The sequence below is a fragment of the Glutamicibacter sp. NPDC055354 genome (genome assembly GCF_053644955.1).
Map to the genome: position 1 here is coordinate 582,311 of NZ_JBSHMB010000001.1, position 13,334 is coordinate 595,644.

General features: G+C 56.4%; 16 protein-coding genes. 6 read left to right on the forward strand and 10 right to left on the reverse strand.

Annotated elements, in window-relative coordinates:
• Positions 1–43: 43 nt before the first annotated feature.
• Together ACWICV_RS02635 and ACWICV_RS02640 are read left to right on the forward strand one after the other, a co-directional pair.
• On the forward strand, positions 44–1,648 hold the full coding sequence (locus ACWICV_RS02635) for an amidohydrolase (protein WP_332727055.1): 1,605 nt from the start codon (positions 44–46) through the stop codon (positions 1,646–1,648).
• A gap of 411 nt (positions 1,649–2,059) precedes the next feature.
• Positions 2,060–2,788 carry a polyprenol monophosphomannose synthase gene (locus ACWICV_RS02640; protein WP_105657847.1) on the forward strand — a complete coding sequence of 243 codons (729 nt, stop codon included), beginning with the start codon at positions 2,060–2,062 and terminating at the stop codon, positions 2,786–2,788.
• Between the two features lie 358 nt (positions 2,789–3,146).
• Here ACWICV_RS02640 and ACWICV_RS02645 read toward each other — a convergent pair whose 3' ends face one another.
• The 6 genes from ACWICV_RS02645 to zapE all read right to left on the reverse strand — a co-directional run bounded on the left by ACWICV_RS02645 (position 3,147) and on the right by zapE (position 7,795).
• Positions 3,147–3,494, reverse strand: a complete 348-nt coding sequence (locus tag ACWICV_RS02645; RefSeq protein WP_105657848.1) for an RNA polymerase-binding protein RbpA — start codon at positions 3,492–3,494, stop codon at positions 3,147–3,149.
• A 184-nt stretch (positions 3,495–3,678) separates the two neighbouring features.
• A complete protein-coding gene (locus tag ACWICV_RS02650) occupies positions 3,679–4,617 on the reverse strand; it encodes an SPFH domain-containing protein (RefSeq protein ID WP_105657849.1) in 939 nt (312 codons plus the stop codon).
• Between the two features lie 55 nt (positions 4,618–4,672).
• Positions 4,673–5,149: an NfeD family protein gene (locus tag ACWICV_RS02655; protein ID WP_105657869.1), complete on the reverse strand. Its 477-nt coding sequence runs from the start codon at positions 5,147–5,149 to the stop codon at positions 4,673–4,675.
• A gap of 104 nt (positions 5,150–5,253) precedes the next feature.
• On the reverse strand, positions 5,254–6,105 hold the full coding sequence (locus tag ACWICV_RS02660) for a putative RNA methyltransferase (protein ID WP_400289052.1): 852 nt from the start codon (positions 6,103–6,105) through the stop codon (positions 5,254–5,256).
• Positions 6,105–6,746, reverse strand: a complete 642-nt coding sequence (gene def / locus ACWICV_RS02665) for a peptide deformylase (RefSeq protein WP_454090780.1) — start codon at positions 6,744–6,746, stop codon at positions 6,105–6,107. Before def ends, ACWICV_RS02660 begins: the two co-directional genes overlap by 1 nt.
• Positions 6,743–7,795, reverse strand: a complete 1,053-nt coding sequence (gene zapE / locus ACWICV_RS02670) for a cell division protein ZapE (protein WP_454090779.1) — start codon at positions 7,793–7,795, stop codon at positions 6,743–6,745. Before zapE ends, def begins: the two co-directional genes overlap by 4 nt.
• Before the next feature lie 318 nt (positions 7,796–8,113).
• Here zapE and ACWICV_RS02675 point away from each other — a divergent pair, with 318 nt between their 5' ends.
• Positions 8,114–8,476: an ArsR/SmtB family transcription factor gene (locus tag ACWICV_RS02675; RefSeq protein ID WP_105659237.1), complete on the forward strand. Its 363-nt coding sequence runs from the start codon at positions 8,114–8,116 to the stop codon at positions 8,474–8,476.
• A 172-nt stretch (positions 8,477–8,648) separates the two neighbouring features.
• Positions 8,649–9,116 (forward strand): SRPBCC domain-containing protein, encoded by a 468-nt coding sequence (locus tag ACWICV_RS02680; protein WP_454090778.1) that lies wholly within the window; start codon positions 8,649–8,651, stop codon positions 9,114–9,116.
• On the opposite strand, the gene ACWICV_RS02685 is transcribed toward ACWICV_RS02680, so the two are convergent.
• Positions 9,031–9,759: an HAD family hydrolase gene (locus tag ACWICV_RS02685; RefSeq protein WP_454090777.1), complete on the reverse strand. Its 729-nt coding sequence runs from the start codon at positions 9,757–9,759 to the stop codon at positions 9,031–9,033. The two genes, ACWICV_RS02680 and ACWICV_RS02685, sit on opposite strands and share 86 nt — an antisense overlap.
• 227 nt (positions 9,760–9,986) lie before the next feature.
• On the opposite strand from ACWICV_RS02685, the gene ACWICV_RS02690 reads away from it, so the two are divergent.
• Positions 9,987–10,448, forward strand: a complete 462-nt coding sequence (locus ACWICV_RS02690) for a DUF3817 domain-containing protein (protein ID WP_332486229.1) — start codon at positions 9,987–9,989, stop codon at positions 10,446–10,448.
• A 118-nt stretch (positions 10,449–10,566) separates the two neighbouring features.
• Here ACWICV_RS02690 and ACWICV_RS02695 read toward each other — a convergent pair whose 3' ends face one another.
• A complete protein-coding gene (locus ACWICV_RS02695; RefSeq protein WP_454090776.1) occupies positions 10,567–11,565 on the reverse strand; it encodes a bile acid:sodium symporter in 999 nt (332 codons plus the stop codon).
• 148 nt (positions 11,566–11,713) lie between these two features.
• Here ACWICV_RS02695 and ACWICV_RS02700 point away from each other — a divergent pair, with 148 nt between their 5' ends.
• The gene (locus tag ACWICV_RS02700) at positions 11,714–12,088 is read left to right on the forward strand and encodes a DUF3054 domain-containing protein (protein ID WP_105658356.1); all 375 of its coding nucleotides are present in this window, start codon (positions 11,714–11,716) and stop codon (positions 12,086–12,088) included.
• Here the strand turns inward: ACWICV_RS02700 and ACWICV_RS02705 are convergent.
• Both ACWICV_RS02705 and ACWICV_RS02710 read right to left on the reverse strand, forming a co-directional pair.
• Positions 12,077–12,619: a hypothetical protein gene (locus tag ACWICV_RS02705; protein WP_208294227.1), complete on the reverse strand. Its 543-nt coding sequence runs from the start codon at positions 12,617–12,619 to the stop codon at positions 12,077–12,079. The genes ACWICV_RS02700 and ACWICV_RS02705 overlap by 12 nt on opposite strands.
• Positions 12,620–13,216, reverse strand: coding sequence for a sigma factor-like helix-turn-helix DNA-binding protein (locus ACWICV_RS02710; RefSeq protein WP_332486221.1), 597 nt, complete (start codon positions 13,214–13,216; stop codon positions 12,620–12,622).
• Positions 13,217–13,334: the final 118 nt, after the last annotated feature.

Genomic DNA, 13,334 nt, shown 5'->3' on the forward strand with positions numbered 1-13,334 from the left:
CCGAAAATCTTATTAGCCAGTGCACGAGAAAAGGGAGACGCTGATGGCAAAAACACTCTACCGAAACGGGTCCATCTACTCAGCGGCCGATCCATTTGCTACCGCAATGGTGGTGGACGGCGACACCATTTCATGGTTGGGCGGCGAAGACGCAGCCGAGCGCCACGCGTCTGCCGTCGACGAAGTGGTCGACCTCAATGGTGGTTTGATTACCCCGGCGTTCGTCGAATCCCACACGCACCTTGCCGCCTTGGGCCGCACCCTTTCGGGAGCCGATTTGGGTGCAGCAACCTCGGCTTCTTCGCTGCTTTCCCTCGTCGCCGAGCAGGCGCAGAAGTCGACCAAGCTGGTCCTGGCTCAGGGGTGGGACAACTCGAACTGGGCTGACCAGCAGCTGCCCGCGGAAACCGACCTGACCAGTGCCGCGGAAGGCCGCGGCTATTACCTGGCGCGTCGCGATGTGCACAGTGCCCTGGTCAATCGGGAACTGCTGGATCTGCTGGACCTGGGCCACCTCGCCGCTGGCATCATTTCTGGTGCGGATCACGACGCCGTGCGTGAAGCACTCACCAATACGCAGAAGGCCGAACAGGAATACCAGCGCCTGGCACTGGAGCACTACGCCTCGCGTGGTTTCGCCAGCGTTGTGGAGATGGCGGCCCCGCATATTGAGGGCCGAGAGGCGCTGGAGCAGTTGCTGGCCATCGACAACCCTGAACTGCCGCAAGTCCATGCCTACTGGGGCGAACTGGTTAGCGATGCAGACATCGCCCAGGAGCTGGTCGCATCCTTCCCAACGGGAAAGGTGCTGGGCTTGGGTGGCGATCTTCGCGTGGATGGTTCGCTAGGCAGCCACACGGCGTACCTGCGCGAAGACTACAGCGATCAGCCGGGCGAACGCGGCACCCTGTATCTGAAGCGTGACGAAATTGCGGCCCACCTGGTCGCTTGCAGTTCCCGGGGGATCCAGGCCTCGTTCCATGTGATCGGAGACGGCGCCCTGGACGAGGTGTTGGCAGGTTTTGACCTGGCTGCTGAGCAGATTGGGGCAGCTAAGCTGCAGATGTGCCGGCACCGTCTGGAGCATGTCGAGATGGTTGATGAAGACTCGCGGGCCCGTTTGCTGCAGTACGCCATCATGGTTTCGATGCAGCCGGTCTTCGACCAGGCGTGGGGCGGCTCGAACGGCATGTACGCGCAGCGCCTGGGGGAGCGCGCAGCATCGATGAACAACCTCTCCGCTATGCTTTCGGCTGGTGTGCCAATGGTGCTTGGCTCTGATGCTCCGGTAACGGAGGTTGATGGCTGGCAGGTTGTTCGCGCCGGCATGAACATGACGAATGCTGAGGCTCGCATTTCGGCTCGTGCGGCCTTCTTGGCTCAAACCCGATCCACCTACCGCGCCATGGGGGAGATGAACCCGTTCGCCGGGCAGCTCGTGATCGGCGCGCCGGCGACTTTTGCAGTGTGGACTGCCTCTGAACTTGCTGTGCAAACTCCGGACGTCCGAATCAGTTCTTGGAGTACCGATGCACGAGCTGGAACTCCGATGCTTCCGGTCGTTGATGAGGAAATTCCGCAGTGCCTGCGTACAGTACGCGCTGGAATCACGCTTTTCAATACCCTTGAGCCAAGCGAATCGGCTTAAAGCGAAACAGATGCTCAATAAGCAGAATGAATTCGCAAAATTGGCCCTGACTAGTGGTGTCTAGGTAAAGAGTGAAGTCATTTGATGGTTGACAGCCTAGGTGGGGTACCCACTAGGCTGGTCTAAGCGCCTCTTCGAGATGCACATGCATTGCGTTGGAAACTACGCAATTTAAACAACGATCCTCAGTGACCTTAGATAACATTCTCTGTGCCTTTCGGCGTGGAGAATAGGGCCGAAGTCACTGAGGATCGTTCGTTAATGCGGTGTCTCCAGCGCGCTGATTGGCAAATGATGACTATACTTTGAGTTTGGATTAACTCTTTTCGACCCGGTGTCCTGCATAAGCCATGCAGTCGACGCCGAGCAGGCAAGAGGCTTTGTGTTGTATACCCAGAAAGGTGCCGCCGCGTGCGCGTCATTACAATCATTCCGACTTACAACGAACTGGAGTCGCTCCCGCTGACCGTAGGACGCTTGCGTACCGCAGTTCCTGACTCGGATGTATTGATCGTTGATGATAACTCGCCTGACGGCACCGGAGAACTTGCAGACAAGATGGCTGCTGAGGACTCGAATATCCACGTATTGCACCGTACCGGCAAGGATGGCCTGGGAGCCGCCTACATTGCAGGTTTCGAATGGGCGTTGGCTCGCGACTACGACGTACTGGTAGAGATGGATGCCGATGGCTCGCATATGCCAGAGCAGCTTCCACGCCTTTTGGAAGCCAGTGCCGCGGGCGCAGATCTCGTAATCGGTTCGCGTTGGGTCAAGGGCGGCGAAGTCGTGAACTGGCCAATGCTGCGCAAGATCATCTCGCGCGGCGGCAGCTTCTACTCGCGCACCATGCTGGGCTTGCCTCTGCGCGACATCACCGCAGGCTACCGCGCCTTCAAGCGCGAAACCCTGGAAGCAATCGATTTTGACGCCGTTGAGTCGCGCGGCTACGGCTTCCAGGTGGACATGACCTTCCGCGTGGCCATGCTGCGCAAGACGATCGTTGAAGTTCCCGTGACCTTCGTAGAGCGCGAACTGGGCGCGTCGAAGATGAGCGGCAACATTGTGTTCGAAGCAATGTGGAATGTCACCCGCTGGGGCTTGGGCGCCCGGTGGAAGAAGCTGACTTCCAAGAAGTAATACCCGTGGTTAAGCGAACTGGCGTGCAACGATGGATCGTTGCACGCCAGTTCGTTTAACCAGGAATCATCATCAGGTCTCGGGCAGGCAGTGAAATACAAACCAGCCCACCGCCCCAAAGGCGGACTGTGCAGGATGAAGATAGCTTCTACGAAGCTGCTTAGGCCGGCGGCGCTGGCCGCGCAATTTCATGCAGGCTCTTTGACGCAGTTGAAAATACTGGGCGTGGTCTTTGAGCCCCATAGCAGACAGGCAAAAGAGTGAGGGCTGGGTTTGATAACCATCGGTCATCAAACCCAGCCCTCAACCAAGCCCCTACGGCCATGCTAAGGCAGCATGGAACCGTGCGTGGGGGAGATTAGGCAGTTTCCCCGCGAGCAGCGCGCAGCTGCTGGAGGCGGTCTGCCAGAGTCTTTTCCAGTTCTTCTTCGGAACGGCGCTCAAGAAGCATGTCCCAGTGGGTACGGACAGGCTTTTCATTGCCCGGTTCTTCGGCCTTGGCTTCGCCGTGGACGAGCTTGGCTTCCTTACCGGTCTTGGTGTGCCAGGTTGCTGGAATTTCAGCTTCGGCAGCAAAGACGACGAAGACGGTCTCGCCCTCTTCGGTACGGTATTCCACACGCTGACGGGCAGCCGGCTCCACACCTGCCTCAGATTCCATGCTCTGTGCACCCAGGCGCATGCCTCGTAGGCTGCGATCGCTCATGTTTTCCCTCCGCGATGATTGAAGAATTCGCTACACGTACCAACGTTTGGCACTCGGAAATAATTCCCTCCGACTAGAGGTGAAGATAATTCTTGGTGCCAAAACATCCATTATACGCGTCTGCGGCGAGGTGCATTGTATGCACCTCGCCGCAGACGGCTAATCGGTTCTAAACCAGCTGTTGCTACAGGTTGCTACCTGGGGCCGATGGCGATTCCGGAGTGGCAGGCTTGCTGCCCGATCCGTTGCCGCCCAGCGCTCCGCCGATGCCCTTGAGTGCTTCGGTCAGTTCGCTTGGAATCACCCACAGGGTATTCGAAGTGCCTTCGGCAAGCTTCGGCAGAGTCTGCAGGTACTGGTAGGCGAGCAACTCATGGTCCGGCTTGCCGGCGTGAATTGCATCGAAGACCTTCTGGATGGCCTGGGACTCGCCGTCAGCGCGCAAGATTGCGGCCTGTGCATCGCCCTCGGCTTCGAGGATGGAAGCCTGGCGTGCGCCTTCGGCAGTAAGGATGGAGGACTGCTTGGTGCCCTCAGCGGTCAGGATGGCAGCACGGCGGTCACGCTCGGCGCGCATCTGCTTCTCCATCGAGTCCTGGATGGACAGCGGTGGATCGATAGCCTTCAGCTCGACACGGGAAACACGGATGCCCCACTTGCCGGTTGCCTCGTCAAGGACACCACGCAGCTGGCCGTTGATCTGGTCGCGGCTAGTCAGGGCCTCTTCCAGATTCAGGCCACCGACGACATTACGAAGCGTAGTGGTGGTCAGCTGTTCTACGGCCTGGATGTAGTTAGCGATTTCATACGTCGCGGCACGCGGCTCGGTGATCTGGAAGTAGACCACGGTATCAATCGAAACTACCAAGTTGTCCTCGGTAATAACTGGCTGCGGCGGGAAGGAAACAACTTGTTCACGCAGGTCCAGCAGCGGCAGCAAGCGATCCACAAAGGGGATCAGGATTGTCAGACCGGGATTTAGGGTTCGGTTGTACTTGCCGAGGCGCTCAACGATGCCAGCACGTGCCTGCGGCACGATGCGCACGCTGCGCAGCAGGACGACAATCACGAAGATTGCCAGAACGACAAGCACAATAGTCAAGCCAAAACCATCTGAATTCATGGTTCGTACTCTCTTTCCTTGTGCAGTAGTGATGAATTTGGGGGCGTCAGGCTAGCTAGCCGTTTGCAGGGTCAGGGGACTTCGCGGTGAGGTATGCAGTTGCCCCGTCGATACGTGAAACCACGGCATAGGTGCCGGGATTCATTGTCGGAACGCTGGATTCAGCACGGGCGGTCCAGATCTCTCCACGGATCTTGGCCGAACCCGACATGCGCGAGGTCGGCTCGAGAATAAGTGCATCCGCACCGATTAATCGCTCGATATTGGTGCGGAAGCCCTCGGGTGATTTCCGTAAATGTTTGACGGCAATAGGTCGAACCAGGAAGATCATCAACAATGAAATGACGCAGAATACAAGGACCTGCAACCACATGGGTCCACTGAGCAGTGCGACCGCTACACCACCAAGGGCACCTACGCCGAGCATGATGAAGTAGAGATCAAGAGAAAGCATCTCGATGATCGCCAGCAGCAAGAACAGTGCCAGCCAGATCACCCAAGCGTTGCTGATGATCCATTCGGCTGTTGTCATGGCATTCACCTAAATTCTGTTAGGACATTGACCAGTCGTAACTGGTCTTTCCTACATTCTGCCGTAGAAGGCAGATAAAAGGTGTAGTCATTTTGGGGTATCTTCTAGCCCTGCGTGACGAATGCGTGTACTCCAAAGGAAGCTGTTACAGGCTGGGAACCCAACGCCAGCGTCTGCTGATGAAGAATTTCAGGGGAGAGGTGGTGCCCGGACGGACCCATGAATGCAAGGTTATAGAGATCGTCCGCATTCAGGTTCATCCGATATGTCAGATTCTTGGATCCGCGATGATTAAGGCCTTCAGCCGCAAATTTTTCCACCAAGGCGGCTTGCTTGCCCTGTCCTACGGTGAGCATGCCCAGCGGGTCGACGACTTCGTTGAGATGATCTGGTTCGCCGGTCACGACAATGCATAATCCACCAGTACGCAGTACACGTTGGAACTCTGCCGGGTTATGCGGTGCGAAGCAGTTGATCACCACATCGCGTGATCGATCGGCAGTAGGCAATTTGCGCCAGACATCCCAGACCACAGCGAGCGTGCTTGGAACCTTCGCGGCACGACGCATGGCAAAGCGGGAGATGTCCAGAGCCAAAGCATCAAGTTCAGCAGCAGGAGAGTTCTCTAGAATCTTCCCCAGGTAGTAGCCGGTACCTGCGCCCGCATCCAGCACGTCAAGCGAATGTCCGTCGTGATGATCATTGATCAGCTCGGACAGCGCGCGCGCCAGAGGCTCATAATGTCCCTTCGACTGGAAAGCATCGCGGGCTTGGACCATGGCCGAGGTGTCTTCGAGGAAGTTCGTTCCTTTGCCAGTAAGGAAGTTGAAGTAACCCTGTTTGGCGGCGTCGAAACGATGCCCGGTTTCGCAACTCAGGGTTCTATCCCGAGTTTCCTCGAAGCCAAGGGGTTGCTCGCAGACCGGGCAAGTAACGTTCGTGGTGCCGGAGAACATTAGAATTTCAGAACCTCTTGTGCAGTTGCAACGTCCATGCTTTCATGGCGCCACAGTTCGGATTCGTTAATCAAGGAGCGGGTAAGTGCTTTGTCGATATAGACAGTGCCCGACAGATGATCAGTTTCGTGCTGGATAATGCGGGCCTGCCAACCGGAGAAGCTTCGAGTTATTTCCTGACCGTCCCGGTCTTTATAAGTGGCGGTGATATCGGCGGGCCGCCTCACTACGCCTTGGAATCCTTCGAAAGACAGGCAACCTTCGTAGAAGACTGCCGCGCGCTCTGTTGATGCCGTATATACGGGGTTGAAAATCTCGAAGTACTCCAGCGGCTCACGCTCTCTGTGCGAGGCAGCTTCCTCCGGAATGGGATAGAGATCTTCGAGCACGGCAATCTGCAGGGGGATACCCACCTGAGGAGCGGCGAGTCCTACGCCCGGGGCGTCGTACATGGTCTGGCGCATTGCTTCAAGGAGTTCTTCGAGCAGTTCCTGTGGAAGCTGCTGCTCGTAGGCCACCGCCTGCTGGCGGAGAACGGGATGTCCCAGTTGGACAATAGGCAGTATGAGGTTCTCATCTGCAGTCTCCAGGACTTCTCGAACGATATTCTCGATGTCCTGTGCGGTGTACTCGGTGTTCATCGGCAAGCGCTAGTCCGTTCGTATTCGTTGAGCTGAAGTTGAGCCAGGCGCGAGGTGAGTCGGGCCTTTTCAGTGTCATGCAGCATGTGTCCAAGATTGCCCAGATTGTCTGCGGCGTACAGATGAACTTCCACGTTCTTGTCGTAGAAGATATCGATAAGATTCGCCAATCGGCGTTCCTCATCCATTGGCATGGTGGCACTAGCTGGGATGCAGGTTATATGCCAGCGCGAATACCGGCTTGCCAAATCCAGATAGTCGGCAGTGTTGCGGCGGGTTCGGCAGATCTGATCGAAGCTGATCCAGATCTCATCCGCATTCACGTGGACTGGCCCGATTTCGTCGTAGCCGATCTGGATCATCGTATCGTGGACCGGCAGTTCTCCTGGTGCTTCGAAGAGATTTAGCGTGCCTCTCCGATACCCGTCCAAGACCTGCTCGGGATCGGCGGCGAGCTGTCGGTAGTCCACCGAATGATCCAGCGAGAATACAGTGAAGTCCCGTTGGATCCGGTCAATAATTGGCTGAACCAGGTGATGGAAAGTGTCATCGTCAAGCAGCTTCTCCGGCCCGTAGTTCGACGTAGTGACCAGCTGGATCTCGTGTTCCGTGCAATGCCGAATGAGCTTGGCCATGAACATCGCGTCGCCAGGTTCGGTGCAATGGAACTCATCGAAGACCAGCAACTGCAGTCCAGCTAGCTCGCGCTCAAGCCCTTGCGAGAAAATCGCGCCCAGCGGCTGGCCCGGGACACGGTTGACCGGGGAATTTACGCGCTGGAAGAACTCGTGGAAATGGAAGCGCGCTGTCGTGGTTTCAGGCAGCACCGAGACCAAGGTATTGATGATGAGGGTTTTGCCTCGACCAGGAGGGCCATAAATGTAGACGCCAGGGTGCTTTGCCGTCATCGTCGTACGCAAAGTACGTCCTAGAACGTCGATCAGATCACTCTGAACCGGGTCAACTTCGATACCTTGCAGCTTGAGAGCTTCGCGGATCTGAAGAGCGTACTTATTCCCGTGGGGAATGCGTAGCAACGGATTAGCCATATCTAAATTTTGCCACTGAGCGCAGACGCGGCCAATCTTCTGTGATGCAATCGCCACCATTCCAGCTTGCAGGGATGCCTTGCGGTGCCGAGGCGACGTTAAAGTGCCTAGTCAAGAAGCCTTCGATTTATTTCGAAACGGATGATTTAAATAGGGGAGTGCTCCCAAAGATGGCTACGAGCCTGTTTAGTCTTGTGAATTTTGAGCATACCTATCGCTTTATCTTGATCCGTGGCCATAATGGACACACCCATAGAGCTGGGTTGAAGCAGTTGAATCGGACCAGGGCGGGCGAAATGCGGAGAGGGAGCGCGTGAGATGACCAGCGAATTCATTGTCCCAACGGCTGAAGACGAGATCGTCTCCAGCGATCTTTTGGACATGTCGGCAACGGTACTCAAAACCTTGTCGGATCCGGCAAGGCTCCAGATGCTCTGGGCGCTGTCCATGGACGATCTTTCCCTGTCCGATTTGGCTCAGTTGATCGGCGTTAGTCCAACGGTTGCCGGCCAATTGCTATCCAAGCTGCGAGCAGCTGGTGTATTGCAAACGAGGAAGTCCGGCCGCCATGTCATCTACTCGATGCATGATGAGCGATCGCGCGAGTTCATTCGGCAGACCCTGGACTTCGCGAGGCACCGGCTGGATTTGCAGGATCAGCGTCAACAAGCTGAGCAGTAAGCGGCCTTCGAAATCCGTGGCGTAAATGGACGAATATGGCTACTTCCAGCGACATTGCGAATAAGCCGATAATCTACATTATGTAAAGTAATGGAAATCCACGACTCCCCACGCAGGGTCTCACTGCAGCCATTTGTGCTGGCTGCCCCGTATATCGAAGCAGGCTCTTTTCATGCCCATCATTCGAAAGTTCGCGGACGCTTCGGCGGGATCTGTGGATCTCAGGGGGTCCTTCGGCGTATCGACCGACAGGCTTTGGCACGCAATGATTGATCGTCAGGCATTGCCACTCTGGCTGGGAACTCACGTCGCTGGAGGCCTTGACGTGGGTTCTACTGTGCAGATCGAGCATGCGGAAAACTACATCTGCGAAAGCCGGATTGAACAGGTCGAGCCAGCATCCGCCCTCGTGATGTCCTGGAAGTTTCCGGAAGAATCTGTGTCGGAGGTTAGTTTGACTCTGCAGTCGAGCCTCTTCGGAGCTGAACTTGCGTTGAGCCACTCCAAACTCAGCGTTGGCGTCTCGAATTACCTGGCGGGATGGGAAACGCATCTCATGTATCTGGAGGCCGTCCTGCTTGGGGCTCCGCGCTCGATGGATCAATTCTGGGACGTTTATCAGGAGGTATTCGAGAACTAGGGCGCTTTCCTCTTGCCACTCCCCTTGATGTTATTCCAAACGATGATCGATCCGGGTAGAGTACACCGCGCCCGGTCAATGCCGACCTCAAATCCGCAGCGGAAGTAAAGTGATGTGTGTGGATCCCGAGATCGGTCGCCCCGACAAGTTTCCCGGCGGAATCGTCGGTAAAGAGGATCTGGTTTGCACACAGGTGCAGAGCATTGATTACGTGCAGAAATGCTCGTCGGTCTGGCTTCGGATAACCGATTTTTGCTGAATTGAATACTCGGGCGACGTGGGTGGCGATTCCTTGCCGCTTAAGTTCGATGTCAATGGTGCCGCTGCCGTTCGTGAGAATGGCGGTGGTGATACCTGCACGTTGTAGATCGTCGAGTAGCTGCAGCACATCGCGATCTACAACGGGCTCTATGAGACCCCATGCGTTGGCGGCTTCCGTGGATCCAACGCTCTTCCCAATCTCCTTGATCCATGTCAAACGAGATATTTTACCTGTAGTGAGTCGTTCCAGGCGAGCAGGGTCGAAAGCCGCCGCGTTCAAAGTGCCTGATGGCAACCCATATTCCATTTCAACGTCAGCAGTGGCGGCCTCGGGAAAATTGCGGATCACTCCGTCCAAATCGAAAACTACTGCGTGGATCATGGGTGCCATCCTGCCAGATTCAGGCGCATTGGGGCATCTGGGTCCAAGTGCATCCGGTGCTTTTCCTGCAGCAAGGGCCTGCCTAGAAATCAAGTAGGTGCTGCGTCAACCGGGAACTCCATGCTCCAGGGCAGGATGTCGGCGGTATCCCTGGAGCCAGATAGGCTAGTACTTGACCGAGTTCCCGGACTACTCCCCTATCTACCTTCAAGGACAGAAAACACCCTATGTCTCCAAGCGCCCTGTACCGTCTAGTTGCCCGCGCTGAAGCTGTCACATGGACGATGCTGATCATTGCATTGATTTTGAAGTACGTCGTCAAGGTTGGTGATTGGCCTGTTTCCATTGCCGGCTTCATCCACGGCTTTGTCTTCCTGACTTATGCAACGATGGCTGTGCTCATTGGCATGAATCAGCGCTGGAGGAAGTCGCTGATCATTGGAGCTGCCGCGACCGCCGTCGTCCCATATCTGACCATTCCTTACGACAAGTGGCTGGAACGCAAGGGAAAGCTGGAAGGTACCTGGCGTACCGAGGCAACCGATCATCCAGATGATCGCAAGTGGACCGACGCGACGATGCGTTGGCTTGTTGCCCGCCCGGCGCTGACCACGGTCCTGCTATTCGTCGTTATTGCCGGTATCTTCTCGACCATGCTTTTCATTGGCCCTCCAGGTGGCGAGCACTAATCATGGATTCTATGAGGAGCAGGCTGCTTTCGCCTGGGCATCACTGAATGCCCTGACTCCTCAATCCAATTTGCCTGGCCCGGTCACTTCCATGTGTTCTTGGCCAGGCAAATTCTGTTTAATCCGGACATAGCAGGGTAAGGCTCGAACTACTTGGTGTGAGTTGCTTCGGTGCGTAGTGAACCATCACCAACATTCCAATTAGCTCTACCAAGGTCTGGCTAACGACCACGGCAGAGGCTAATTCCAGCTCCGCGGGCAAAGCCAGGGCCAGGGGAAGCACCACCAGAGAATTGCGTGTGACGCCACTGAAAGTAACTGCCCGCCGCGAGGCGGTGGGCAGCTTGAAGAGTTTCCCCGCGGAGTATCCAAGGACATTCATGATGCAGATAAACAGAGCGAAAACCATAATGGCCAGCCCTAATTGACCCAGGCTTGCTCTCACCGTGAAGATCTGCGAGCCCACCACGCTAAATAGCGTTCCCATCATCAACGGAACCATTAGATAGTCGGCCCAATCCCCGATGGGCTCTGCCCAGGTAAATCGTTTGGCGAGTGCCTGGGTGAGTGCTGCTGCCAGCAGTGGGAGCACGATCAGTCCCAGCAGTGCCCCCAGGAAAGGAGCTGGCACGATCACGTCGATCGCCGAGGGTCCAGCAAATATATAGAGGTATGCCGGCACGAGCAGCATCTGCAAGATCAACAAGAGCGGTGTGGCCGCCAGCAACCGTTGGCTGTCTCCCCCGGCTAAGCCGGTAAAGACGATAACGTAGTCGATGCACGGCGCTAGCAAGACCAGCAGCACGCCGAAGAGCAGTGCCTGGTCCCCCGCCACTATTCGCGATAGCCCGAAGGCCACGAGCGGCACCACGGCAAAGTTGACCGCGCACAGTGCACCCATGAAGCGAGTGTCCCGGAAGGCCTCCGGAAAACGGGTCAGCGGCATGCCCAGTAAAGTAGCGTAGAGCAGCAACCCAAGGAACGGGTTAACCGAGTTCTCGAGACCCTTGCTTGCGGCAGGCAAGGCCAGGCCGAGAACGCAACCGGCAGTGATCGCGGATAAATAGAGGGCGATCTGGTGCGTTTGCATCCATGCATTGCCAGGCCAGATCTTCATAGGACTAATGCTAGAACAATAGCTGCGGCCACCATGGCCGTGAGCTCATTCGGGCGAGCCTCGACGGCGACCTTCTGTGTCTGAACCGACAACGATCCAGCCAACGCCGAATTACTCGCGGACACCGGGGTAAACCTATGATGAGTACATGAAGGATTCTATTCGTAAGTGGCCGCTGTGGATGGCTGTCGACGTTGTTCTCATTGTTCTATTCGCCCTGCTCGGTCGACGTGAACACGAGCATGCCTTGAGCATTGGCGGCATCCTGATGACCGCCCTGCCGTTCTTGGTTGCCTACGTCGTCGTGACCTTGCTGTCCAAGCCTTGGACCACGATCAACAAGCTCTTCCCTGTTGGCGTACTGGTCTGGGTGGTGACCGTAGCAGCGGGCCTTGCGCTTCGCGTTGGCATGGATTCCACTGCGGCACTCCCCTTCATCATCGTCGCGACACTGGTTCTGGGCGCATTCTTGATGGGGCGTCGGCTGGTTACCTCAATGGTGGCCAAGCGGCTAGGTAAATAGCAGGCCGAGCCCGTAGGAACCGGCAGCGACGAGACCGCTGGCGAAAGTCCCCAGAATAAACTGTTCGGCGGCGCGATGGTTTTTCAGTTCAGAGAACCGGCCAAGACCCTTGACCGCCAAGACGACGGCAATGCCTTCTGGCCAACCGGCCCAGAGGCTTCCAACGATGGCCGTGCGCTCCAGGAGTCCGATCCACAGCCCGCCTCGAAGCGGTGAAGGGTCGGACTCCTCCTTTTGGAGCTCGACATCATTCTTCGCAGCAAGCCGGAAAACAAGTTCCGTAAACGGACCGCCGAAACTAATGGCAAAGATGGAACTCAGGACGATCGCGTACACCGGCGAAAGCCCGTTCTGCTCCAACGAAGTTTGAGAAGCAACTGCCAGCAGGGCCGAGAGAATGGCGAACAGGGCAGAGCCCACAACTAGCCAGTCGCGGACACGAGCTCGTTTGCCCATGGCATAGCCAAGGTAGGCAGCTATGCAAGAGACAAACGCCGCCAGGCTCAGACTCCCCCAAGCGATCCAAAGCATTTACTGCTCCTTTAGCATCTTCAGCTGTCGGTTCAGCGATTTGGCAGCTTCATCCATCATTCGGTTCGCCTCAAACCATAGCGCGGCCGACAGACGAGAAGAGACAGCCTGCTGGGTGATTCCTAATTCTTTGGCAATCTGCTGCTGGGTCAGGCCTTCGTCGGCCAGAGTGCCCGCTTCCCATGCCGTGGCCCGTCGCTTTGAAACTATGCAGGCAGTCAGCTGGAGCTCGGCTTCCAGACGGGTGGCTTCATGCGACGGTCCATGAACAGCTAGATGCGCATTGGTGTTCTTTGCCCGCTCAACTGCGACACGAGCATATTCAAAGGCAGGTCCCCTGCCGGCACGGGTTTCTTCGGGCAGTGGCGTTTCGACTTGCCCAAAGCCAATGCCGACACTCCAGTCCCCTGAAGCTGCCATCATCACTGCCAAGCGAATAGCTTCGTTGGCGTTATCCAAGACAGCTTGAACTTCATCGCCGGCGGTTCGCTGGAAGGGGCGAACCACTGGAACGGTAGCATTAGCTTGCTTGACTAGAGCCTCCACCTTATCTTCGGTGGAACGTGAACGCCGCTGGTCAATGGTCAACACAATCATGGAACAATTGTAAAACTTTGTATCTGAATCTACAAATTAAAATCATTGTACTATGCGAAGCGGGGCGATGCGCCCATGCCTCTCATTCGCTGCTTTTCGACTAGAGTTGATTCCAGAT